Source organism: Stieleria magnilauensis, from assembly GCA_007753675.1.
Taxonomy (GTDB): Bacteria; Planctomycetota; Planctomycetia; order Pirellulales; family Pirellulaceae; genus Stieleria; species Stieleria magnilauensis.
In genome coordinates this window covers 7,551,970-7,574,245 of record CP036432.1, presented here as the reverse complement: position 1 = coordinate 7,574,245, position 22,276 = coordinate 7,551,970, and the positions used below count along the sequence as shown (strand labels likewise).

The following is a 22,276-nucleotide window of genomic DNA, read 5'->3' as shown; positions in this document are numbered from 1 at the left end:
CCCGGTCGCTGCGGAGCAGCGAGACGATGCGGCTAAAGCCTGCACACCAGCACGTAGGCCCGTACCATTCGGAATTGCCTGCGTACTAGAGACGCCGCAGGCCGTCTTCGGTCATCGGCGTCGGGATCTCGAAGTCGACCTCGTCGATGCGGGCCAAGATTTCATCGGACAGAATCAGATCGCGTGCTTCCAACGATTCGTTCAATTGTTCGACGGACGTGGCGCCGATGATGGTTGACGCGACGAAGTCATGCTGGCGACTCCAGGCCACCGCCAGTGCGGTCACACTGACACCGATGCTGCCGGCGATCTCGGTCAGACGTCGCGTGGTCTCCAGCGTGCGATCGTTGACGAAGCGTTTGGCCATCCGTTTCTGACGTTCCCCGTCGCCGGTCAGGTAGTCGGTAAAGCGAGCCCCTGGCGGCGGTCCATCCTGGTACTTGCCCGTCAGCACGCCACCGCCGAGCGGCGAATAGGGCAGCAACGAAATGCCTTCACGGCGGCAGACCTGCGCCAACTCACTTTCACAGCGACGGTTGATCAGACTGAAGTTATTCTGCACCGTCTCGTAGCGATCGACGTCGTAAACGTCCGCCGCCCAACAAGCCTTCATCATGCCCCAACAGGTTTCGTTGCTTGCGCCGATGACACGGACTTTTCCTTCGTCACGCAGTTCCGTCAGCACGCCCAACACCTCTTCATACGGCATGCCGTGATCGGGCCAGTGCGTCTGGTACAAATCGATGTAATCGGTGTCCAACCGGCGCAGCGAATCTTCGCAGGCGCGGATGATTTGATTGCGATCTAAAGCGGTTTTTCCGTGGCGGACCGGCGGCTTGAACCAGCCGTGCCCGGGCCCGGTCACCTTCGTCGCCACGATCACCGAGTCGCGTGGTTTGGTGCTCAACCAGCGACCGACAATCTCTTCGGTCACTCCGAATCGTTCGGCCGACGGCGGCACGGGATAGATTTCCGCGGCGTCGAAAAAATCGATTCCGGCGTCGAACGCCGTGTCGCAAATGCGATGACTGGTCGGTTCGTCACACTGAAGCCCGAACGTCATCGTGCCCATACAAATATCACTGACGACGATTCCGCTGCGTCCAAGTCTACGTTGCTGCATCGAGGTGCTCACTAGAAAGAATAACAGTCCATCCGACCGGCCATTCTTTTAACACGTTTGCCGACGATCCCCAACCAGTGGCGTAAGCTTCCAGCTTGCGAGTCTCCTGGATCACCTCGTCCTCATGCCCGACGCCACCCATCGTCTTGCCCCCATCGTCTTGCCCCAACACCTTCCACTACCGCATCCGCTCCACCTCATACTGCCGGTGCGGTTCATCTTGATTCGGTTTACGGATTCGAAACCCCGGACGATTGGCAAACGCATGGTGGACCGTTTCGGCGCGTTCCAAATCAGCGGAACCTGAATGGGCATACAGCAGATAGCGAAGGACCAGCGGATTCTCGTTGGTAACCTCAATCGCGAACTTCATCCCCGGTGACGCTCCCATCCAGCCGTCTTGACGAACATGCCAATGCGTCGGAAAGCCTGGATTGCTGGGGTGATCAAAATACGTGATCCCTTCCTCGACCAGCTTGCGTCCTTCCGGGACCGGAACCGCGATCGGTCCGGAATAATCCATCCACCGAGACCGCTTTTCGTGCAGGCTTGGTTCGCCTTGAACCCCGGCGTCGTTGGTCAGCCGTCCGGCTCCGAAATAGGCTGACAGACTGGCGGCAACGCGGACGGCCAAGAAACCGAAATTGGTTTGCTCCAACGTTACTTTGTCTCGTCCCTCGCCCGGACGAAACGCGAGCTGAAACTCGACCGCATGCTCGGCGGATTCCGCATCGTTGTCGATGCCCATCAGCGCGACGACGACGTCCTGTTGCATCCGCTCAACACCTTCGCCGTCGATCCACACCAAGTGTGTCGCCATGACGGCTTCTTCATCTCCATCTCGGTAACGGTACCAGTGGGTTTGTCGGATTTTTGATCCGGTGCCGTCGGCCCAAAAATTGATTCCGTCGACTTTGTGGTGGGCAAACCAGACGGATCGATGGTGATCATGATTCTGGGCGCCCGGGTGCCCCATCCGCGTCAATGTTTCTCCCGATGGTCCGTTGAACGGATAAAAAAACGGTCGCGGGTACTGCTCACCATAGTGCCAACGCAGCTTTTCACGACCATCGATTCGCAGCGAGACTTGATGATCGGCCAACGGCACGATCTCACACCGGGGCGGACGATAATCTTGTGCGATCGACGATCGTCCTATTGCACAGACGGCCACCACGACCCACAACCCAACACGGCATCGATTGCCGAACACACTGCGATTCATTCCTCAGTTCCTTTCATCGTTTTTCGGATTTGCTCGGTCCCGACTGGCGGAAGCTGATCGACGAATCCCGCTTCGGTGCGTTTCAATTCATCGACCGTCGCGTTCCGCAATCGTTCCAAAAGAGGATCGTTTGTCGGGTCGTGCGCCAGGTTGATCAATTCCTCGCGGTCGTTTTCCGTGTCGTACAACTCTTCGGTTTCACCGGCGACCAGATTACGGATGTACTTGTAACGCCCTTCACACAACATGACGTACCAGGGGACGCCTGGCCCATGGTACAAATCGGGATCATCGCTTGCCGGAATTTGATCGGTCGCCGATCCGTATTGTTTCGCGGTATGGACCAGCATGGCATGGTGATTCCAGTTTTCCGCCTTCGACTGAAACAATTCGCTGAGATCAAACCCGTGCATCTTCCAGGGCAGATCGATTCCGGCAAACCGAAAGAACGTCGGCGGCAAGTCGACGCCGCTGACCGGTTGCTCGATGACCCGTCCGGCACAACGATCAGCGATCTTTCCGGGCGGACGAATGATCAACGGCGCTTCGACCGTCCCCCGATACGGAGCGACTTTGGACTTGAACCCCTTTTGGCCCCACGCAAACCCTTGGTCGGACGTAAAGACGACCAGGGTGTTTTCATCTTGTCCGGAATCCTTGAGTGCTTTCATCAGGCGGCCGACTCCCTCGTCGATGGCCAATACGCCCTGATGGTATTGGCGAATCCAATCGGCGAGCGGGCGTCCAGGAATGTCCTTCATGCCGACAGGGCCTAAGTCGCGGACCTTGCGTTCAACCGGCACGCCGTCGGGGCCGGGTTCCCAGAACTCCATTTCGCGAACGTACTTCGGCTTTCCCGGCCGCGGCGGATAGACATCGGCGGGGAACGGCACATCGATGCCGGGGTACTCGTCCAAATGGCGGTCGGCCGGCGTGAACGGTCCGTGCACGGCTCCGTAACAGAGCCAGAGGTACCAGGGCTTGTCCGCCGCGCGGCCTTCACCGTGAATGTACTCGACCGCCCAATGGGTGTAATTGTCGGTGCTATAGCCCTTGGTCATCTTCGGCGGGCCGCCGTTCTTGCTGATCAACTGGTTGTCGTAATAGTTCGGCGAATTCTCGGGATGACGTGGCCGGTTCCACACGATTTGATAATCCCAGTCGCGGCCGTAACCGGGATCAATCCCCGTGTGCCACTTGCCGATCTGAGCGGTTGTGTATCCGTTGGCACGAAACACGCTTGGCCAGAATCGGCACTGTTTCGGATCGTAGTCGCTGCCGGGATATTGGCCGACCATCCGCATGGACTCGATCCCGTGCTGGTGCAACCCGGTCAACAGCGTGGCCCGCGAAGGCATGCACCAGGACCCGATGTAAGCATGTGAAAACCGGACTCCGGTCTTGGCGAGTTCGTCGAGATTGGGCGTTTCCACCCAGTCAAACGAATCGGGATAGCAACCGACCGTTCGCGACGACTGGTCGTCGGTATAAATGAACAGAATGTTGGGTCGCTCGTCCGCGGCGACACACGACGCGCCCAAGAGCACCAGTACAAGCAAACGGAAATAGTTCATCGATTGGCCCCAGTGGACGCCTTTTCGGACACAGAGTCTCCCCTGGCGACAGTATAACATCGATGGGCATTCCACTTTTCACCTCCCCTCGTCATTGGAATTCCAATCATGAACCGCCTGACCCTACTCTCCGCCGTATGCCTCGCCTTTGTCAGCCCGACCGTCGCCCAGGAGGACGCGAAACCCAAACCACAGGAACCGACGATCAAGGCGATCCAGGGAACTCCCGAGATCGATGGCAAGGTCGACGAAGCGTGGAAGAAGGCGCCCCGCGTCAACGTCAACAAGCCCGTCGAAGGGTTACTTGCCGTCGACGAAGACGAGATGGCGACGGCGACCGTGCGCGTGCTGTGGGACAAAGATCATCTCTACGCACTTTGGCAGGTCAAAGACTCGAACCTGTCCGCTGACGCGAGTGATTCATGGGCCCAGGATTCGGTCGAATTCTTCTTGGATGAGAACCAAAAACGAACAACCTATTATGAATCCGACGACGCACAATACCGGGTCAATTACAAAGGCGAACTGTCGGGGCAAGTCGCCGGTTTTGACGAATCCAACTTGAAAGCGGCTGCTCGCAAAACCAAAACGGGCTACGTCGTCGAAATGGCGATCAAGATCCAGGGCGAACCACTGACCGCCGGCCGAAAGTTGGGCGTCGAACTGCAAGTCAACGACGACCCGGGCAGCGGCGAACGCGGCGCGGTCGCCAAATGGAATCACACCGACGACGATTCCTGGCAAGACACGTCAAACTTCGGCACGTTGGTTCTGCAGCCGGCCGCCGAGTAGACATCGCGTCCAAGCTCAGTGACCAAGGGTGTCGCACACCCGACGGATGATTGCCGCGTCAATCAACCAGGGAGGAATGTGCGATGCAATCGTTTCGAGTGGGCAGGGGAATCCAGGTGGAAATCTGCAAGGCCAACCATCGCTCCGAGTGGTTTTCTTACAAGACAACAAAGACGAATCACTTTGACGAACCGATCGGCCGCACGCGATCGACCGTTGTCTTTCGCGACGGTCGTTGGCTGCTCCGCGTCAAGCCGCACGACGTCGAGATGTTTAACGGACTGCGTTGGATTCGACTGAAGTGAGTCGGTACCGCGGTGCTTCAACCATGGCGGGCACAGCATCCCCTACATCGCCACGGGCCTTCGGCCCGGATCGCAAGCTGGAAGCGTACGCCACGGCATGCGCTACGATGGATCGGCATCCGTGCCCACGATGTCCGCGACGTGCGAGACGCCGTCCCGCTCCATTAATTTCAGCAGCCCACGATTGATCCGGCGAACCACTCCCGGACCTTCGTACACCAGCGCCGTCAACAACTGAACCAGCGAGGCGCCCGCGCGGAGTTTGCGATAGGCATCCTCGGCGGTCACCACTCCGCCCGCGGCGATGATCCGATAACGCCGGCGATCCATTTTCCGGTACAGACTGACGATCCGCCCGTCCATCCATTCCCTTGTCGGCTTACCCGATATCGCGCCGGGCCAATCGTTCCAAATCTCGCGCGGCGTCGCCAAACCCGACCTCCGCCGCGACGACAAATTGAACATGAACCCGGCGACCGAATCGAAGCCATCAACGGTCTGCAAGATCCGATCGATTGCTGCATCGTCCCAGTCTGGCGAGAGTTTCAGAAACAGGGGGACGTCGATGGAAATCGATGCCAGTCGATCAAGTAGCTCGCGGAGGCGTCCCGGCGTGTCAAAAAAAGCTCGGCCATCAGAGGTGTTGGGACAGCTCAGATTCAGCATGAAATACGACGCACACGCCTGCAACGTTTCGGCCGCGGTGACGTAGTCCTGAATGATCTCGTCGTTGCTCAACGCGCCCAAACACTCGCCATGATTGGTGTTGACCAAGTTGATCCCCAACGGAGTGCTGATCGACTGGCCTTGCAATCGTTTCGCGACCGCGGCGGCACCGTCGTTGGGTAATCCGTAATGAACGCAGATCGCGTGATCGATCGGCAATCGCCATAAACGCGGTTTGGCGTTTCCCGCCGAGGGCATCGCCGAAACCGATCCAATTTCGAGGTGGCCGAACCCCAAGGACGCCATCGCCGCGACCGCGCGTCCCGATTTGTCGTACCCCGCGGCCAGACCGAGAGGATTCTCGAAAGAGATTCCGGCGACCTGGATGTTTAGCCGCGAATCTTCGACGCGATGCATCCGTGACGCACAGCGAAGCAGACCGGGAATTCGCGTGGCCACCGCCCCCCAGGCGATCGCTTGATCGTGCGCCCACTCCGGATCAAAGCGAAACAACAGTGGACGAAGGAGACGTTGATAGATCATGGGGCGATCAGCGACCGTGGTTCACGGCCCCGCTTCCAAGACCTCTGGACTGAGTGAAAGGGCACTGCCGGTGTGTCATTCTAACCGCCGATCTCAAGCATAAAATGGCCTGCAGGTGGAAAACGGTCGAACCATCGCCTGGGATCACCGATCCTGCGATCCGCCGGTCGTACTTGGCATGCTCAACTGTTAGCATGTCGTGGACCGGGTTTCCTTTCCTCGGCAACTTCCCACCGCTAACGATCCATGAACGCTTCCCAACGACTCTTCGATCGATTCGACAAAGCCGGCCCGTCATGGTTGCCGATCATCGTGCTGTCCCTGATCGGCTTGATTGCCACCATTGCCTGTGTGCACTCGATCGCCGGTCTGGGTGAATAAGCCCAAGCCCACGTTCATCGACCCACCAAGAAAAACGTCATGAATGACCCCAACCAAGTCGCCTTGGATGCCTTGCTCCAAGCCGTTCGTTTGGCACCTGAGAACATTGCGTTGGCGGACCACCTCGCCAAAACGCTGCTGCAAATGTCGCGGGCTGAGGAAGCCGCCCAGGTCTATCGAGATGCGCTCCATCATCACCCCGGCAACACCCAACTGCAACTCGGGCTCGCCGACAGCTACCGACGCGCCAATCGGCTTTCGCACGCACTGGCAATCCTTGAAACATTGGTCGCCGAAAAAAATCCGCCGGCCGAGGCGTTGTTGCTGCACGCCCGTGTGCTCCATGGCCAGGGCGAAACTCGATCGGCGATCAATCAATACAAAGACGCGATCGACGCCGACCCCGATCTGTCGGATGCGGCGTTCGAAAGCCTGCTCGGCCTGAACTTCGAATCCGAGTCCGACGAGTCCGCCCAGCGTACACCGGCCAGCTGGCTGGACGACGTTGACGAAGCGGGGTTCGACCAACAGGACATCGACGACGAATCATTCGCGGACCTGGAGACCCCGTCGATCAAGTTCGACGATGTCGGCGGCATGACCGATGTGAAAGAAGACATCCGCGTCAAAATCATCTATCCGCTGCAACATGCCGAGATGTTTGCCGCCTACGGAAAAAAAGTCGGCGGAGGCATTTTGATGTACGGGCCGCCGGGATGTGGCAAAACGATGCTCGCGCGGGCGACGGCCGGAGAAATCGATGCGGGATTCTTGAGCATCGGAATCAGCGATGTCTTGGACATGTGGGTCGGCAACAGCGAAAAGAACCTCCACAATCTGTTCCAGCAAGCCCGTCGCAACCGTCCCTGCGTCGTGTTCTTTGACGAAGTCGACGCGCTCGGTGCCAGCCGATCGGACATGCGTCGCAGCAGCGGCCGACATCTGATCAATCAGTTCTTGTCCGAGCTGGACGGCGTGGAGACGGACAATGACGGCGTCTTGTTTCTCGCCGCCACGAACGCACCGTGGCACTTGGACAGCGCGTTTCGTCGCCCCGGCCGATTCGATCGAATCATTTTTGTCCCGCCGCCGGACGCGGAAGCTCGCATCGAAATCTTGAAACTGGCACTTGCCGGAAAGCCGACGGAGAAGATCAACCTGGAAAAACTCGCCGCCAAAACCGCGGACTTTTCGGGTGCGGATTTGAACTCGGTCGTCGACACCGCGGTTGAAACGAAATTGAAGGAAGCAGTGAAAACGGGATTGCCCAAACCGATCACGACGGGTGATCTGATGTCGGCCGTCAAACGCTGTCGACCGAGCACCGGCGAATGGTTTTCCACCGCACGCAACCACGCGCTCTATTCCAACGAAGGCGGTGCTTATGACCCGATTTTGGACTACCTGAAGATCAAGCGATGACACAACGCTACGACCGCGCCCAGCTGCTGATCGGCCAAGGGCGATTTGATATGGCCGAGCGTGAGATCCGTCAGATGCTGGCCGAGAATCCTGATGACGGATTCGCCCATGCGCTGTTGGCGATCTGCGCCGCCACCGATGAATCACGCTACGAAGACGCAACCCGCGAAGCCGAGTTGGCCGTCGCGGCGGAACCGGACGCCCCGTTTGTGCATTTCGTCCGCAGCCGAGTGCTTTGGAAACGGAACCATTTTGACGAAGCCTACGAAGCGATCTCACAAGCCATCCGGCTGGACCCTTACGACGCCGACTACTTCGCACAAGCGGCGCAAATTAAATTGGCGACCCGCGACTGGTCGACCGCGCTGAGTCTGTCCGAACAGGGACTCGCCATCGACCCGGAATCCGCCGGCTGCAACAACATCCGCACGATCGCGTTGGAACGTCTCGGCCGCACCGGAGAAGCGCTTCAATCGGCCGCCAAAAACCTGAAGAACAGCCCCGACGATTCGTACGCACACTCGTCGCACGGCTGGGCACTACTGAACTCGGGCAAGTACCAGGAAGCCCAAAATGCGTTCCGCGAAGCGTTGCGATTGGACCCGACCAACGAACTGGCCCGCGAAGGAATGATCGACGCGATCAGCAGCCGCAGCCTGCTGTTTCGCTCGGTCCGAAAGTTCCACATCGCGCTCAGCCGACTTTCTCGGAAACATCAATTCGCGATCATCTTCGGAGCCTGGCTGTTGATCCAAGTGCTCAGTGGTGCCGGCGACAGCGTGCCATGGATTCGGCCCTTCATCCCGCTGATCTTGATGGCATACATGGTGTTTGCCGTCCTGACGTGGACCTCCGACGCGATCTTCAACACGTTGCTGCGGTTTCACCATTTCGGGCGTCACCTGCTGACGTCTCGAATGATCTGGCGATCCAATCTGGTGGCATCGTGTTTGATCTGCGCCGCTGGCGGGGCGATCTACTCGATTGCGATCGGTGGCTGGTTTGCCGCTGCCGTGGTCGCGTTCTACTGGACGCTGATGTGCGTCCCGGTCACCGCCGCCTTTGCGATGCCGACCTCCAAACGCGGTCTGTTGATCGGGGGACTGGGGCTGCTGGTCGGACTGCTTCCGGTCTACGGCGTCGTTCAATCGGTCGCCCAAGACAGCGGCGTCCCGCTGGCCCGAGCGTTCCGAAATTTCAACTGGAGCATCATCGGACTGCAGGTCGCGGCGGGTTACCTGGCCGTCGCCCAGAATCGCAGGTGATCGGCTTCCTTACCAGGATTCCTTGGAACTCCCGTCGGGACCTTCCAGCAGCGACTCTTCGGGCGCTCGAATATCGCTATTGGGCAATCCATCGGGATACTCCTGCTTGATCCTGGCGATGGCATTGGTCGCGACGGCCAAGTGTTGTTTCTTTGTTTCGTCATAAAAGGCCCTCGCCGCACCAGGCAGTTTGGGTTGCCCGTGCAAGGGTTTGTCCGAGACACACAACAGCGTGGCGTTGGGAATTCGATATCGAAAACCATTGGCGGCGACCGTGGCCGATTCCATGTCGACGGCGATGCTGCGGCTGACTCGCAAATGATCCAATGCCTTGCGCAGCGAAAGCTCCCAATTCCGATCCGCCGTCGTGTAGACCGCACCGATCCGGTAAGGCAATTCCGCTTCGTCGAGCGCGCTGGCCAGTGCGCGATTGAGCAAAAAACTGGGCGTGATCGGCACCGCCGGCGGCAAGGCTTCGTCCAGCAAGTGATCGCCCCGCATGTAGCCTGATGCCAAAACAAAGTCGCCGATCTCTTGATGGTTCCGTACCCCCGCACAGTGCCCCACCATCAACACCGCGTCCGGACGCAGCACCGCCAAATGATCCGTCAAGTTCTTGGCGTTGGACGGACCGACCCCGATGTTGACGATGCTGATGCCGCGATTGTCCGGTTCCCGATGATGCAGCGTCGGCATCTGCACATCGTCACGCTTGGACCGCTCGCAATCCGGAAACTGACGAATGAACGCCGCGATGTGCATGTTGTAGTTGGTCAACAGCACGTAACGTTGAAAGTCTTCCGCATTGGTCCCGGTGTAATGCTCCAGCCGCTTGATCGACAACTCGCTGCGTTCGGGGCCGAACAAAAAGACCTTCTTGCGGGTCAAATCAAAATCGGTCTCATCAATCATCTCCAACAACTGTGGAGAATTCAAATCGACCCGCGGACGCGAACGCGCGATCGTGATTTCCGCACCACGCCGGGCCAGCTTCAGTAACTCGCGGCGCAAGTACCAGCGATAGGCGCGCGGCCGGGCGATCTTGCCGGACAACTCGGGATTGTGCTTGGACCAATGCCGATAGACGGTCAACTTGGAATAGAAACCGTCGGCATACGTTTCCTCCATCTGCTCGCAAGCAGCGGCGATCTGCTCACCGAGCCCCTGTTCGGACACATTCGGATCGATTCGAAAGGTTTCATGCATGAACGCAATTGTGAACGATCTCCGATCCGCCGGCTAGTCGAGTCGCAGCGTGGGCCATGCGGTGCATGCCACCGGGCACGCGCGGTGATGCTCACATCGCGCTCGCTCGGCAGGTGCGGTGTGTCCCACCACGTGGAACTCTGGTCAACGACCGAATCGAATCAGCAAGAGATCCAGGTCTTTCAGATGAACGATCGTCACGGGGCGGCGCGGCAACGACAGGGCCTTGACTTGCCCAGGAGGTTCTACTGCGGCTGTCGTTGGCGGACGCTGTTCGCGGGGAACGGCGACTATCCTTTTCATCACCTCCAATTGTAATTCTGGTTTCCCATAGACCACCAGTTGGCGTCGTTCGGCAAAATAAATCATCCTCTCGACGGGGACGACCGATGCAAACTGGGCTAAAACGTCCGGTGGAAATCCATCGGGAATCGCATGGGTTTGCAGCTTGGCAACCGTCGACGTCGACTCTGACCGCTCCTGCGCCGATGTGTTTCCAGACCCGACAATCAACGCCAGCAACAGTGCTGAACAACACAAATATCGGCTGCAACGATTCATTGGGACTCCTTGGGCATGCGACCTTCCTCCCGTGTAACCCCGCCGCCGGATCGATGTTCCGCGAATTGCACTTGGGAGGTGAGATGGTCCGTCGGGGCGGGATCGACCAAAATGGGACCAACTCATCGCATTCGGGTTATCATTGCGTCGAGACGGGCATCGCCTCGCCCGTCGTTGCCCCGGTATTCCAACATTGGCCCCCCTCATGAACGTTCTGCAGTTCGCGGCATCGCTATCGGTGCTGGCATTGACTTCCATCACGGCGATCGCCGAACAGCCGTGGATCATCGACCCGCACACCCATTTCAAGGGTCGCGAGCAGATCGCCCTGGAAAATCAAACGGTCAAACGCGAACCTCAGAACACGCTCGGCCACGTCGTCGTTCCCGAGGACTACCGCGAACTCGCCGATCGACTGGGCATTCAATCCACGTTGGTCGTTGAGGCCGTCGACCAGGACCAACCCCAATTCAACGACTGGCTGCTCGATCAAGCCAAGTCCGATCTCGTTTGCGGCTATGTCGCTCGCGCTGACCTCTCATCGGAAGATTTCCAAACGCATCACCGGCGGTACAAGCAGACCGGCTACCTGAACGGTTATCGATTTCGGTTCGATGAACTTTCCGGTTACCTCAAGAACGAAACGGCGCGCAAGAATCTTGCGACGCTCCAAACCGATGGAATGGTCGTTGATCTGCTGATCGAACCGAGCCACGCAGACGACGTCGCCGAGTTGGCCGCCACATTTCCACGGCTAAAGATTGTGATCAATCACTGCTTTCGCGCGAACATGGTCGATGGCAAGGTGAGCGATCAATGGAAACAGGCGGTCGCCCGTTGCGCGACGTTTGAAAACGTCTTCATGAAAATCTCCAGCATCGTCAACTTCGCCGGCACCAAGCCGTTCGTCGAACAAGCCCCCACCGATCTGCAAACGTACCTCCCTGTGCTGGAACCCTGCTTTGCGGCGTTCGGCGAAGACCGAGTGATCTTTGCGACCAACTGGGGCGTCAGCACGCACTTCGGCAGCGTCGACGATGTGGTTCGAATCGTGCAGGAGTTCTTGGCATCCAAAGGAGACTCGGCGCTGCGAAAGGGCATGCGTGACAACGCGATCCGAGTCTATGGGATCAACCCGCAGCACCTACGGTGACTCGGCCGGCTGCAATTCCCAAGACCAGTACTTCAGGTGTTCCTCATGCGCGTCGAGTTGGTCGACATCGATCGGCTCGGACGGCGTGCTGTCGCCGGGGCTTTGCGGGTCAAATCCCCAAACCTGTGCCTTGCCGTCGATCACGCGGAAGCCGAAGGGCACGTTGCCGGTCGGATCGATCGGGCCCAAGGTAGCGTCCAAGTCCGCGGCAGTCAGTTCGTCCAAACTGGCGGGCCAGCGGTCATGACGTTTTTCGAACAGCCGGAGCCCGATGCCGATCTTGGCGATCCGATTCTCCATCGCCGAACGCACGAACGCTTTGCCGGCCGCACCGAGCGCCGGAACCGTCAGGCTGGTCACGATCGTCTCCAGCTTTTTCAGCCAGCCGGCCCGTTGGATTTGCTGATTGAAATCCGAATCGAGTGCGGCCGTGTGAATAAAGAAGTCAGACAGGTCATCGGTGGTGATCGATTCGGCTTTCTCCATGATCTCCAATGAAGCGAGGGCATCGATCGGCCGTTGGTTGAATCCTCCCGGCGGCATCCCGACGTCTTCCCCAAGACGCTGCAAATCATCGAAGACCGGTTGCGACATGGCGCGTTCTCCCACGATGGCGAGCCGGTAACGAGTCCCGAAATCGTCAAAGGCGCGCAATTGCTCGAGGATTTTTTTCAGCTGCATCTCGTCGAACAGATCATGCTCGATCGCTACCTTGACGTGTTTCAACGCCATGGAGTGAATCGCAATCACCACGAGTTGCGAAATGATGAGCGGCTCTTTTTCGAACGCCCGAGCCACGCCGAGCATGGCCATCATGCTGCCGAACGCTTGCCGGCGATCATCACGCCGGAGCGCGTCTTCAAACTCCAGTGACAGCAATCTCGCCACGCTGCGTGAAGACTGGACGTATGGCAACAGGGTGTTGAAGGAATCCATCTGGATGTCCGTCCAAATCGGGCCCGTCCCCTCGGTGATGTCATGAATCTCTTCACGCAGCTCCGCCCACTGGCCAAGAAACTGTCGCACTTCATCGTCAAAGCGATAGGGTTGACCATAAACGTAATCGGCATCCTCTTCGGTAATGCCAACCACGGGGACGCCACGACAGGAATTCTCAAACGCCTGCGACTGGATTTCCTCCAAGACGTTCATCCAGCGTTGCGATTTTTCGTGCCCCATGGTTCGGACACGAAAGGCTTCCATGGATGCGTCGTCAATCGGCAGCCCCCGCGCACGGATTTCTTCGCGGCGATCAGCAACTTCGGCGCTGGCGGCCGAGCGTCGTGCGGCCCACCATGTCAGCGGACCGCCGCACAGCAAGACGGCGAGTCCGAGACAGACCATCAGCGCAATGAGGGTTCGTTTGCTTGACGATGATGATCTGGGTGATGCGTCAGACGCCATGGGGGCAACCCGTTTTGCAACGATCGATTCGATAGATTGGTGTCCGAACCATTCTAACGACGTGAGCGTGCCGGCGCAGCCTGGTACGATGCGGTTGCTCGCGCATTGAATCCCCGGCTACAGTCAATCCAAAGCTGCATTGCAATGGTGCGCCCCCTTTCCGATTGGAATCGGCCCAGTGAGAACAGCCGGTCGACAAAGTCTCGGTCACGAATCCCATCCACCATCCATCCCTGTCGGCGCGTTGTCCATGTCCAGCACGACTTCAAACCAGACGAGCACGACAATCCAATGTCTGCCGCAAGGCGTGTGTTCGTGGAATTATTATCTGAAGGGAGACGTTCTCAACGGAGAAACCAGGCTGCGATCGTCCAGCGAGCAGGGTTCAATCGTAGTCGACGGCGTCGTTTTCGCGGTCAAGAAACAGGGCGTGTTTAGTGGACATTGGACGCTGGAACATGAGGGAACCGAAGTCGCCTCGGCGCAAAAACAATCGGTGTTCTGGCGATCCTTTGACATCGATGCGCCGGGCGGTCCGCTGTTGCTGGCCACTGATTCGGCATTCACACGCTGCTATACGCTACGGCGAGGCGAAGAATCAATCGCCACGATGCGGCCCAATCATCCGTTGACCCGCCGCGGCAAGATGGAGATTCTGACGTCCGACTGGGACTCCCCGACCGTGGTTTTTTCGTTTTGGCTCGTCGCGCTGATCTGGCGACGTTTGGCCCAGAATAATTGAAGTCACCTGGGGAAACTCGTCGTCGCGACGCGAACGGTTGCTCCACACGTACAGAGTGGTCGCCGTCCCGCCGGAAGATTCATCGGCTCATTTGAAACAGCCATTGAGTTCGGGCACCGCGACTTTGAGCGCCTTGATGATCAGCTCTGCGGTCGCGGCGGCTCCTGCGGGACTGAAATGGGTGGTGTCGCTAGGATTGAAGTTGTACTGCCGGCTTTCCTGGGGGCCGATTGTGTTGTGATGGTTCACACTGATGCCATACAGATCAACAAACGGCACCCCCTGCTGCTTCGCAACGAGTTGAGCCGTTGCGGCGTACGACGGCAGGGCGGCTTTCAACGTTGCTTCCCGAGGCAGGATCGTTCCGTCGTCGCCGAAATTCCGACGCGTGACCGAACTGAAAACGATTGGCTTGACGCCGGCCAGCTTCGCCCTTTCGACGTATGAAGTCAGCTTGGTTCGATAGACGTCCGGGCCGTAACGCTTCTGGTCGTTGTGGCCGAATTGAATGATGACATAGTCCGGCTTCTGCTGCAGCAACTCGTCAAATTTTTTCGACAAGGACTCAAGTGTGGCTCCATTCTTTGCGAAATGAAGCACTTTCGTTTGCTCCGTGCAGCGGTCTTCAAACGCGGGACCCCATCCATACGTCGTCGCGACGGTCGAGTCACCGATCAATCCGATTCTCAGGGGATGAGCTTGTGCCATCACCGCTTGCCCACCGAGGAACAAGCTTGTCAACGCAAACGAAAGTTGTAGTACGTATTTGCTCACGAGAGGGATTACCTTGGTCGTTGATTCGTTCGTTTCGCCACAGCTTTGATCGCACGGGTCATTGTGAGGAGTCTTTCGTGGCCTGGATGGGGCTGGTTCGCGAGCCCGATTCTGGCAGCCCGCCGCAGAGTGCCGTCATCGGCCGGATCGGGGCTGCCACACCACAGCGGCGCGCGGCGACATAGAATAGTCGTTTAAAATCGGTTGCCAGCCGATTTTCTTTTTGAGGTTTTGGGGTCCGGATCGGTCTAAGGGGATGTCGCTAACCACCGAGTTTCATGATGGATGCCGCGTTTGACAGTCTGTTCGAAGATCGTCGGGTCTGTCAACGCACATCCACGCGGCGGGCGTCGATGCAAGAATCGCTGACCGAACCCGAATTTTCCCGAGCGGTCTCGGCGGGTTTGCCCAAACTGATCGCGATCGCACGACGGCTGTCCGGAAATGAGGACATCGCGGCCGAGGCGGTTCAAAACGCATTGCTGAAAGCTTCCAAATCATGGCGCCAATTTCGAGGCCAATCGCATGTCGACACGTGGCTCACCAAAATCGTGATTCACGCCGTTCGCGATGGGATGGCCGCCCAACGACGCCGGCAAGAAAACCTGCCTCCGCCACCAGACATCCAGCGTGATGGACACAGCCGATGCGATTCGCAAAGCGAGAATCTGGTCACCCCGGAACGCGGCCCGACTCAACAGGTGCTCGACGCCGAGGTGCGCAGCGTGGTTGCGGCGGCCGTGCGAGAGCTGCCGGATCGACAACGCGAGGTGTTTGGTCTGATGGTGTGGCAAAACATGACCGCACGTGAAGTCGGGCAATTGCTGGACATCACGCCGCAAACGGTTCACGCCAATTTGCATGCCGCGCGGAAACGACTGCGTGAATTGCTCGAGCCCTTTGTTCTCGACGATCGGGATTGACCACTATGAATCCAGATAAACTTGATCAACTGCTCCGCGCCAGCGATCCGGCGGACGCCCCCGACCACTCCGGCGCCGTCGATCCATTGCTGCGTCAAAGTGAGCAACAGTGGACGGTGTTGTCGCGACGACGTGTCGTGCGGCGAAAACGTGTGACGCTCTGCTTGGCTGCGATGGGGCTGTTCGTGATCCTGGGTGGGGCGGCCATGTGGGTTCGAAACGACCCCGGACAACAAGACACCTCCGTCGCCGCCGTCACCGTGCCGGATTCGTCGACCAACCACGCCCCGACGGACTTAGCAGACGCAGCCACCGCGCAGCGACGGCCGAGTCCGATCGACGCCCCCGATCAGCCCAAGACGCATGCCGGTGTCGTTTCACCGTCCCCGTCGCCCAGCCCCAAAGGCAAACGGACTCAATCCAGTCCGCCCCGACCGGAACCGGTCCCTCAACCTGCCAAGCTCGCCCGCACACCGGCGCGCCCCGGTCAGCCCGTCATCGATCATGAACAGCGATTGGCCGAGTTCGCCGCATTCGTCGATCGAGCCGGAGAAGTCGACAGCGATTCGTGGCGTCAATCACGCGACTATCTCGCTCATCAAGACGCCCGCTCGCAGCGCGCCGCGGTTTCGCTCGTGCCGCAGCTGGTCGACCCGCAGCAGAGAAGAAAGGCGTTTGATCTGGTGTGCGCCGCTGCCGCCGATTCGCAACGCGCGGTTCTGTTTCATTGGCTGTCGCATCGGTCGGTCCGGGCGATGGCTTTCGAACGCTTGGCCACCGAGGCCACGGTGGGACAGTCGATCGAGTTGATTCGCTACGCGCAAGACGATCCCGATCGAACGCGACTGTGCCGAAACATTGCAGCGTCTCCGAATCCCGAAGGCGTCGAGGTGTTGCTGGAACTGGCCCAGGACGCGCGTTGGAGGTCCGCAGTCGGGGCAGCGTCTCGAGAACTCCATCGGTCACACCTTCAAACACTGATCATGCGCATGCGCGAACGCAATGCGCCGGTACGAACCGCCGCGGCCTTTGTGTTGGCATCGGTTCCAGGCGAACAGCTCGATCAAGTGCTCGCGTCCATGATCCTGCGCGGCCGATTTCGCCAGCCCGCCTACCTGGTGCTGCTGTCGCGAAACACGCCGCAGGCCCGAGCGTTTTTGGCACAAGCCGCTGCTCGTCAAGATTTGACGCCGGCACTCGTTTCGGCCCGCATGCACTTCGCCAACATTCAACCCACCCTTCAACAATGGATCGAAGACTCCAAAGGAACCCCTCATGAACGCTCTAACACTTCGCAGCAACAATTCTCGGATGCTCTGGACGACTACCGCTGTGCTCGCCTGGCTGACACTCGGCATGACATCGGCTGACGCCCAAGTCGGCGGGGGCGCCCCCTCGGCACCGTATGTGACCAAGGTCTACAACATCGCCGATCTACTGGACGCCCCTAGCATGTTGGCCGACGACGCGGAAGAAGCCGGCAAGACCGTTCGGACGTCCGTCGGCGGGTTTGGCGGCGGAATGGGTGGCGGATTGGGAGGCATGGGTGGCGGCATGGGAGGCGGAGGCGGAGGCGGCATGGGAGGCGGAGGTGGCTTCTTCCGAATCCCCGACAACATCCTGCCGCAGCTCGACGGAGGCATGGGTGGCGGAATGGGGGGAATGCCCGGTCCCAGTCCAACCTATCTGCCCAGTCGTATGACCCGCGAAGCCTTGGAACAAGTGGTGCTTGACCATCTGTCTGATGATGACACCGCGTGGCTGACCATTGACGGCGCCGGTGGCAAACTGTCGATCGTCGCATCGATGATGATCGTCACGCACACACAAGCCGTCCACACCAGGGTCACGCAGCTGTTGGACTTGCTGCGAGTGGGCAACAACACCAGCCCCACGGTTCAAGTCGACGTGCGGATCGTGGAAGTCGGGTCCGAGCAATCGGCGACGGCGCTCGCCTCGGACGCGGCGTCCCTCGAAAAACTTGCCAACGATGCTTCGGCGGCGCGGCTGTCGCTGCGTTGCGATAACCACCGGGTCGCGAAAGTTTCATCGGGCTTGCGTCGCAGTTATGTGGTTTCCTTGACCCCCGTGGTGGGATCCAACGGAACCATCGACGTCAACACCGGCAATCAGACCGCCTACCGTCCCGAAACCTATTCACCGCTGCTGGGACTGTTCGGAAGAATCAAACCGGAGATCGACGCGGACGGTAAAAAGGGACGACTCCACCTGGGAATCCAACTCGCCTCTGGCCCCGAAGAAGTCGTTGCGGCGACGTTCGGCACCGGACAGTCGATGGACCGTGTAGAACTGGAAACCGCCGAGCTGGCCACTTCCATCGCCACCGTTGCCGACAAGTGGACCTTGGCGGGTAGTGTGGCCGTCACCAGCCCCACCTCCAGCATCACGTCTGGCGAAGCCCTGTCGCACCTGGCCATGCTCGTCCGCTGGCACGTGGTGGAGTGAGGGACGGCCTGTCCATTTCAGCCCGCACGCGTTAGCGAGGGGCCGCACGGCGTCCGTCGCCTCGCCCTACGAAGGACGCAACGGCATCCCATCCTACTTCGCCTGCGGTTCTGTGGCGGAGCCTTGGAACCGATGCCGCGTCTCGCTACGCTTAACCTCCATCGACTTGCTGTGCTCTCCTACGGGATGCCTGTTGTCGCGGCGAAGATTGCGGACCAACCACCAGAGATTCGATAGATGATTATTGGCGTTCCCAAGGAAGTGAAATCCGATGAATACCGCGTCGCCCTGCTGCCGGTCGGCGTCGAAGAATTGGTGGCCCGCGGTCACCGTGTGATCGTCGAATCCTCCGCGGGACTGGGATCGGGGCTCCCCGATCACGACTACCTGCGGGCCGGAGCGGAAATGGTCGCGTCGGGTGCGGACGTGTTCGAGCAGGCCGACCTGATCGTGAAAGTCAAAGAACCACAACCCGAAGAGTTTGCCTTGATCCGCTCGGGCCAATTGCTCTTCACCTACTTTCACCTCGCCGCCAGCCGCGAGTTGACCGATGCGATGATCGACACCGGCGCGACGTGTTTCGCGTATGAAACCTTGCGTGACAGCAAGGGGCGTTTGCCGCTGTTGACGCCGATGAGCGAAGTGGCCGGGCGGATGAGCATTCAACAAGGCGCCAAGTACCTCGAACGCCCCCAGATGGGTCGCGGCATCTTGCTGGGCGGAGTGCCCGGAGTTCCGCCGGCACACATCACGATTCTCGGCGGTGGCATCGTCGGCTCCAACGCGGCAAAGATCGCGGCAGGCTTTCAAGCCGATGTCGCGATTCTGGATGTCGACCTGGATCGGTTGCGTTATCTCGACGACATCATGCCCGCCAACGTCAATACGTTGTACAGTGATCGCCACACGATCTTGGATCAAATCCAGCGAGCCGATCTGGTCGTCGGTTCGGTGCTGATCCCCGGTGCCAAAGCGCCTCAACTGGTTCGCAAGGAAGACCTGCGTTTGATGAAACCGGGAAGCGTCGTGATCGATGTCGCCGTCGATCAAGGGGGCTGTATTGAAACCACACGTCCGACGACGCACAGCAACCCGACCTACATCGTTGACGATGTCGTGCATTACTGTGTCGCCAACATGCCCGGCGCAGTGGGCCGCACCAGCACGTTCGCGCTGTGCAACGCGACGATGCCCTGGGTGATCCGCCTGGCGGAACTCGGCGGCCAAGCCGCGATCGACGCCGCCGGCCCCTTGCGAGAAGCCGTCAACGTGCACCAAGGCGCCATCACCAACGCGGCCGTCGCCAACGCCTTCGGGATGACGCATTCCGGCTGGTAGAATCGCGACGTCACCATCCTGCGCTGGTGTGCAGGCTTCAGCCGCTCATTTCGCTGCTCCGCAGCGACCGGGAATCGCCTAAAGGCTAGACACCAACCTGCGCTGGTGTGCAGGCTTCAGCCGCTCATTTCGCTGCTCCGCAGCGACCGGGAATCGCCTAAAGGCTAGACACCAACCTGCGCTGGTGTGCAGGCTTTAGCCGCTCATTTCGCTGCTCCGCAGCGACCGGGAATCGCCTGAAGGCTAGACACCAACCTGCGCTGGTGTGCAGGCCTTAGCCGCTCATTTCGCTGCTCCGCAGCGACCGGGAATCGCCTGAAGGCTCGACACCAACGTGCGCTGGTGTGCAGGCTTTAGCCGCTCATTTCGCTGCTCCGCAGCGACCGAGAATCGCCTAAAGGCTAGACACCAACCTGCGCTGGTGTGCAGGCTTTAGCCGCCCATTTCGCTGCTCCGCAGCGACCGAGAATCGCCTAAAGGCTAGACACCAACGTGCGCTGGTGTGCAGGCTTTAGCCGCCCATTTCGCTGCTCCGCAGCGAGTGGGGATGCGCCTAACCCGGATATTGCATCCGCTTATTCGACTGCCCCTATAGCGCGAAAGCCTTAGTTCGTGTATCTATTGGAGTTACGACACTTCATAGACCACAAAACCAAGGCTTTCGGCAATGACAAAGCGTAAACGAAATCGTCCCGCATTGAAACGCCTCAGAAGGCAGGCCGTTGAGGTAGATTTCGACGGCGGATCGCTCACTTCCGATGGGGGCCTCGTCCTGCTTCGCGAAGTCGACAAAAAGCTCAATTTGATCAAGCGGATCGACCAAGCGATTCACGACCCGCGTGATCCGATTCACACCGTTCATTCTCAAGCGGAAATCCTTATCAGTCGAATCTTTGCGATCGCGGCCGGATACGAAGACGCAAACGATCAACAGCAGCTTCGCGATGATGCCGCCTTTCAAGTCGCCGCCGGACGGCCCCCTCGAATCAATGACAGGTCGGATGACGATTGGGATCCCACTCTGGCGAGCCCCTCGACTCATTCCCGATTTGAAAACCGAATCACCAAAAAAGAACTCTTCGAACTCAGCAAGATCCTCGTCGACATTTTTCTTGACAGCTTCGACACCCCGCCTGATGAAATCACACTCGATCTAGACGCAACGGACGACAAGGTACACGGCGATCAAGATAAAAAGGCTTTCAATGCCTACTACGACAGCTATTGCTTCCAACCTCTGTACGTGTTTTGCGGCGACCAACTTCTCGTCTCGTATCTTCGTCCAGCCAACCTCGGTGATGGCCATCACGCACGCGGAATCACAAAATTGCTTGTTGCAAGGATCCGCCAACGATGGCCTCGGGTCAAAATCACCCTTCGTGGTGACGGAGGTTTTGCGATCGAACGCCTCATGCGCTGGTGCGACAAAAACGATGTCCACTACGTCTTTGGTTTGCCCAAGAATAAGGTTTTGGTCAAGCAAATTGCCTGCGAAATGACTCGCGCAAGAGTCGAGAGATTCCACCGTGGTGGCAAACAAGCCTTTTACAAGTGGTTTCGCTATCGCACCGGCAGGACGTGGGACCGCCATCGCTGGGTGGTCGGCAAAGCAGAGTATACCGCCAAAGGCCCCAATCCTCGCTTCGTCGTAACAAACTGTTTCTCAAGTGACGACATTGTCGACACGACCTACCATCGACCGATGGTCGATGGCAAAAGGCAGCCGCTACAAGTTAAGACTCCAGGGACATGGTGCTCTGTCGCTTATGACCCGGAGAAGTTTTATCGAGAGCACTACTGCATGCGTGGCGAGATGGAGAATCGGATCAAAGAGCAACAGCTTTGTCTGTTCGCTGATCGCACCAGTTGCACCCGTTTTATTGCCAATCAGTTCCGCGTGATGCTTTCATCATTTGCTTACGTTCTACTCGATGGGTTGCGTCGCCTGGGCCTGAGTGGAACGAAACAGAGTCGTCTACGTGTGGACACGATTCGATTGCGACTGTTGAAAATAGCAGCCCGAGTTCGAGTGACTTGTCGTCGGGTGGTATTTCATCTTTGCAGCCATTGCCCCTGGGAACCGCTGTTCAATCAGGTGCTGGCACGTCTGTGCCGTAGCGATTAGCCACTCCCATCGCATCGTGTGGCACCGCGCAGCGACTTCCGGTCGTCTGGGGGTAGGGGGCCCTCTGCCCGCAGCGAATCGATTGCAGCAAAAACCGGCTATCGTGGACAGCCTCGCCGTAACTCAGTCTAAAATCAGAGTCAACCAGTCAGCGGATGCAATATCCGGGCTAAAGGCTAGACACCAACCTGCGCTGGTGTGCAGGCTTTAGCCGTTCGGTTCGCTGCGTAGCAGCGACAGGGAGTCGCCTGAAGGCTTGACACCAACGTGCGCTGCATCCCTTGTGAC

Annotated in this window: 20 protein-coding genes; 12 read left to right on the top strand and 8 right to left on the bottom strand. The window is 58.8% G+C overall.

Going from position 1 to position 22,276, the window contains the following annotated elements:
- Positions 1-85: 85 nt before the first annotated feature.
- The 3 genes from TBK1r_RS26970 to TBK1r_RS26960 all read right to left on the bottom strand — a co-directional run bounded on the left by TBK1r_RS26970 (position 86) and on the right by TBK1r_RS26960 (position 3,922).
- A complete protein-coding gene (locus TBK1r_RS26970) occupies positions 86-1,123 on the bottom strand; it encodes an aldo/keto reductase (protein ID WP_145217931.1) in 1,038 nt (345 codons plus the stop codon).
- 178 nt (positions 1,124-1,301) lie between these two features.
- The gene (locus TBK1r_RS26965; protein ID WP_145217929.1) at positions 1,302-2,348 is read right to left on the bottom strand and encodes a DUF6807 domain-containing protein; all 1,047 of its coding nucleotides are present in this window, start codon (positions 2,346-2,348) and stop codon (positions 1,302-1,304) included.
- Positions 2,345-3,922, bottom strand: coding sequence for a sulfatase-like hydrolase/transferase (locus TBK1r_RS26960; RefSeq protein WP_145217927.1), 1,578 nt, complete (start codon positions 3,920-3,922; stop codon positions 2,345-2,347). Before TBK1r_RS26960 ends, TBK1r_RS26965 begins: the two co-directional genes overlap by 4 nt.
- Positions 3,923-4,030: 108 nt before the next feature.
- Between TBK1r_RS26960 and TBK1r_RS26955 the strand changes: the two genes are divergently transcribed.
- Complete coding sequence (locus TBK1r_RS26955) at positions 4,031-4,714, top strand: sugar-binding protein (protein ID WP_145217925.1); 684 nt, start codon at positions 4,031-4,033, stop codon at positions 4,712-4,714.
- Positions 4,715-4,797: 83 nt separating this feature from the next.
- Positions 4,798-5,019 carry a hypothetical protein gene (locus TBK1r_RS26950; protein ID WP_145217923.1) on the top strand — a complete coding sequence of 74 codons (222 nt, stop codon included), beginning with the start codon at positions 4,798-4,800 and terminating at the stop codon, positions 5,017-5,019.
- A 102-nt stretch (positions 5,020-5,121) separates the two neighbouring features.
- On the opposite strand, the gene TBK1r_RS26945 is transcribed toward TBK1r_RS26950, so the two are convergent.
- Positions 5,122-6,228, bottom strand: coding sequence for a quinone-dependent dihydroorotate dehydrogenase (locus tag TBK1r_RS26945; RefSeq protein WP_145217921.1), 1,107 nt, complete (start codon positions 6,226-6,228; stop codon positions 5,122-5,124).
- A gap of 246 nt (positions 6,229-6,474) precedes the next feature.
- Between TBK1r_RS26945 and TBK1r_RS39130 the strand changes: the two genes are divergently transcribed.
- The 3 genes from TBK1r_RS39130 to TBK1r_RS26935 are packed head-to-tail and all read left to right on the top strand — an operon-like array spanning position 6,475 to position 9,296.
- Positions 6,475-6,609, top strand: a complete 135-nt coding sequence (locus tag TBK1r_RS39130) for a hypothetical protein (protein WP_372899467.1) — start codon at positions 6,475-6,477, stop codon at positions 6,607-6,609.
- Between the two features lie 39 nt (positions 6,610-6,648).
- Positions 6,649-8,031 (top strand): ATP-binding protein, encoded by a 1,383-nt coding sequence (locus TBK1r_RS26940; RefSeq protein ID WP_145217919.1) that lies wholly within the window; start codon positions 6,649-6,651, stop codon positions 8,029-8,031.
- Positions 8,028-9,296, top strand: a complete 1,269-nt coding sequence (locus TBK1r_RS26935; RefSeq protein WP_145217917.1) for a tetratricopeptide repeat protein — start codon at positions 8,028-8,030, stop codon at positions 9,294-9,296. The genes TBK1r_RS26940 and TBK1r_RS26935 overlap by 4 nt, the downstream gene beginning before the upstream one ends.
- 9 nt (positions 9,297-9,305) lie before the next feature.
- Here TBK1r_RS26935 and TBK1r_RS26930 read toward each other — a convergent pair whose 3' ends face one another.
- Entirely contained in the window at positions 9,306-10,502 is a 1,197-nt protein-coding gene (locus TBK1r_RS26930; RefSeq protein WP_145217915.1) for a phosphorylase family protein, read from the bottom strand.
- Positions 10,503-10,646: 144 nt separating this feature from the next.
- Positions 10,647-11,063 carry a hypothetical protein gene (locus TBK1r_RS26925; RefSeq protein WP_145217913.1) on the bottom strand — a complete coding sequence of 139 codons (417 nt, stop codon included), beginning with the start codon at positions 11,061-11,063 and terminating at the stop codon, positions 10,647-10,649.
- Positions 11,064-11,268: 205 nt separating this feature from the next.
- Between TBK1r_RS26925 and TBK1r_RS26920 the strand changes: the two genes are divergently transcribed.
- Positions 11,269-12,216 carry an amidohydrolase family protein gene (locus TBK1r_RS26920; RefSeq protein WP_145217911.1) on the top strand — a complete coding sequence of 316 codons (948 nt, stop codon included), beginning with the start codon at positions 11,269-11,271 and terminating at the stop codon, positions 12,214-12,216.
- Here the strand turns inward: TBK1r_RS26920 and TBK1r_RS26915 are convergent.
- Complete coding sequence (locus TBK1r_RS26915; protein WP_145217909.1) at positions 12,208-13,560, bottom strand: hypothetical protein; 1,353 nt, start codon at positions 13,558-13,560, stop codon at positions 12,208-12,210. The two genes, TBK1r_RS26920 and TBK1r_RS26915, sit on opposite strands and share 9 nt — an antisense overlap.
- 310 nt (positions 13,561-13,870) lie before the next feature.
- Between TBK1r_RS26915 and TBK1r_RS26910 the strand changes: the two genes are divergently transcribed.
- On the top strand, positions 13,871-14,362 hold the full coding sequence (locus tag TBK1r_RS26910) for a hypothetical protein (RefSeq protein WP_145217907.1): 492 nt from the start codon (positions 13,871-13,873) through the stop codon (positions 14,360-14,362).
- Positions 14,363-14,449: 87 nt separating this feature from the next.
- Here TBK1r_RS26910 and TBK1r_RS26905 read toward each other — a convergent pair whose 3' ends face one another.
- Positions 14,450-15,136, bottom strand: coding sequence for a rhamnogalacturonan acetylesterase (locus TBK1r_RS26905; protein WP_419580438.1), 687 nt, complete (start codon positions 15,134-15,136; stop codon positions 14,450-14,452).
- A 278-nt stretch (positions 15,137-15,414) separates the two neighbouring features.
- Here TBK1r_RS26905 and TBK1r_RS26900 point away from each other — a divergent pair, with 278 nt between their 5' ends.
- From TBK1r_RS26900 to TBK1r_RS26880, 5 genes are all read left to right on the top strand, one after another.
- Positions 15,415-16,059, top strand: coding sequence for an RNA polymerase sigma factor (locus TBK1r_RS26900; protein ID WP_145217905.1), 645 nt, complete (start codon positions 15,415-15,417; stop codon positions 16,057-16,059).
- A 5-nt stretch (positions 16,060-16,064) separates the two neighbouring features.
- Complete coding sequence (locus TBK1r_RS26895; RefSeq protein ID WP_145217903.1) at positions 16,065-17,429, top strand: hypothetical protein; 1,365 nt, start codon at positions 16,065-16,067, stop codon at positions 17,427-17,429.
- On the top strand, positions 17,335-18,525 hold the full coding sequence (locus TBK1r_RS39125; RefSeq protein WP_419580437.1) for a hypothetical protein: 1,191 nt from the start codon (positions 17,335-17,337) through the stop codon (positions 18,523-18,525). Before TBK1r_RS26895 ends, TBK1r_RS39125 begins: the two co-directional genes overlap by 95 nt.
- Positions 18,526-18,762: 237 nt before the next feature.
- A complete protein-coding gene (gene ald / locus TBK1r_RS26885) occupies positions 18,763-19,863 on the top strand; it encodes an alanine dehydrogenase (RefSeq protein ID WP_145217901.1) in 1,101 nt (366 codons plus the stop codon).
- 667 nt (positions 19,864-20,530) lie between these two features.
- Positions 20,531-21,988 carry an IS1380 family transposase gene (locus TBK1r_RS26880; RefSeq protein WP_145208447.1) on the top strand — a complete coding sequence of 486 codons (1,458 nt, stop codon included), beginning with the start codon at positions 20,531-20,533 and terminating at the stop codon, positions 21,986-21,988.
- Positions 21,989-22,276: the final 288 nt, after the last annotated feature.

Coding starts and splice junctions, on each gene's coding strand:
- TBK1r_RS39125 (WP_419580437.1), top strand. CDS start 17,335: ATGAACGCTCTAACACTTCGCAGCAACAATTCTCGGATGCTCTGGACG.
- ald (WP_145217901.1), top strand. CDS start 18,763: ATGATTATTGGCGTTCCCAAGGAAGTGAAATCCGATGAATACCGCGTC.
- TBK1r_RS26940 (WP_145217919.1), top strand. CDS start 6,649: ATGAATGACCCCAACCAAGTCGCCTTGGATGCCTTGCTCCAAGCCGTT.
- TBK1r_RS26930 (WP_145217915.1), bottom strand. CDS start 10,502: ATGCATGAAACCTTTCGAATCGATCCGAATGTGTCCGAACAGGGGCTC.
- TBK1r_RS26965 (WP_145217929.1), bottom strand. CDS start 2,348: ATGAATCGCAGTGTGTTCGGCAATCGATGCCGTGTTGGGTTGTGGGTC.
- TBK1r_RS26915 (WP_145217909.1), bottom strand. CDS start 13,560: ATGGTCTGTCTCGGACTCGCCGTCTTGCTGTGCGGCGGTCCGCTGACA.
- TBK1r_RS39130 (WP_372899467.1), top strand. CDS start 6,475: ATGAACGCTTCCCAACGACTCTTCGATCGATTCGACAAAGCCGGCCCG.
- TBK1r_RS26920 (WP_145217911.1), top strand. CDS start 11,269: ATGAACGTTCTGCAGTTCGCGGCATCGCTATCGGTGCTGGCATTGACT.
- TBK1r_RS26950 (WP_145217923.1), top strand. CDS start 4,798: ATGCAATCGTTTCGAGTGGGCAGGGGAATCCAGGTGGAAATCTGCAAG.
- TBK1r_RS26925 (WP_145217913.1), bottom strand. CDS start 11,063: ATGAATCGTTGCAGCCGATATTTGTGTTGTTCAGCACTGTTGCTGGCG.
- TBK1r_RS26880 (WP_145208447.1), top strand. CDS start 20,531: ATGACAAAGCGTAAACGAAATCGTCCCGCATTGAAACGCCTCAGAAGG.
- TBK1r_RS26955 (WP_145217925.1), top strand. CDS start 4,031: ATGAACCGCCTGACCCTACTCTCCGCCGTATGCCTCGCCTTTGTCAGC.
- TBK1r_RS26970 (WP_145217931.1), bottom strand. CDS start 1,123: ATGCAGCAACGTAGACTTGGACGCAGCGGAATCGTCGTCAGTGATATT.
- TBK1r_RS26910 (WP_145217907.1), top strand. CDS start 13,871: ATGTCCAGCACGACTTCAAACCAGACGAGCACGACAATCCAATGTCTG.
- TBK1r_RS26935 (WP_145217917.1), top strand. CDS start 8,028: ATGACACAACGCTACGACCGCGCCCAGCTGCTGATCGGCCAAGGGCGA.
- TBK1r_RS26945 (WP_145217921.1), bottom strand. CDS start 6,228: ATGATCTATCAACGTCTCCTTCGTCCACTGTTGTTTCGCTTTGATCCG.
- TBK1r_RS26960 (WP_145217927.1), bottom strand. CDS start 3,922: ATGAACTATTTCCGTTTGCTTGTACTGGTGCTCTTGGGCGCGTCGTGT.
- TBK1r_RS26895 (WP_145217903.1), top strand. CDS start 16,065: ATGAATCCAGATAAACTTGATCAACTGCTCCGCGCCAGCGATCCGGCG.
- TBK1r_RS26900 (WP_145217905.1), top strand. CDS start 15,415: ATGATGGATGCCGCGTTTGACAGTCTGTTCGAAGATCGTCGGGTCTGT.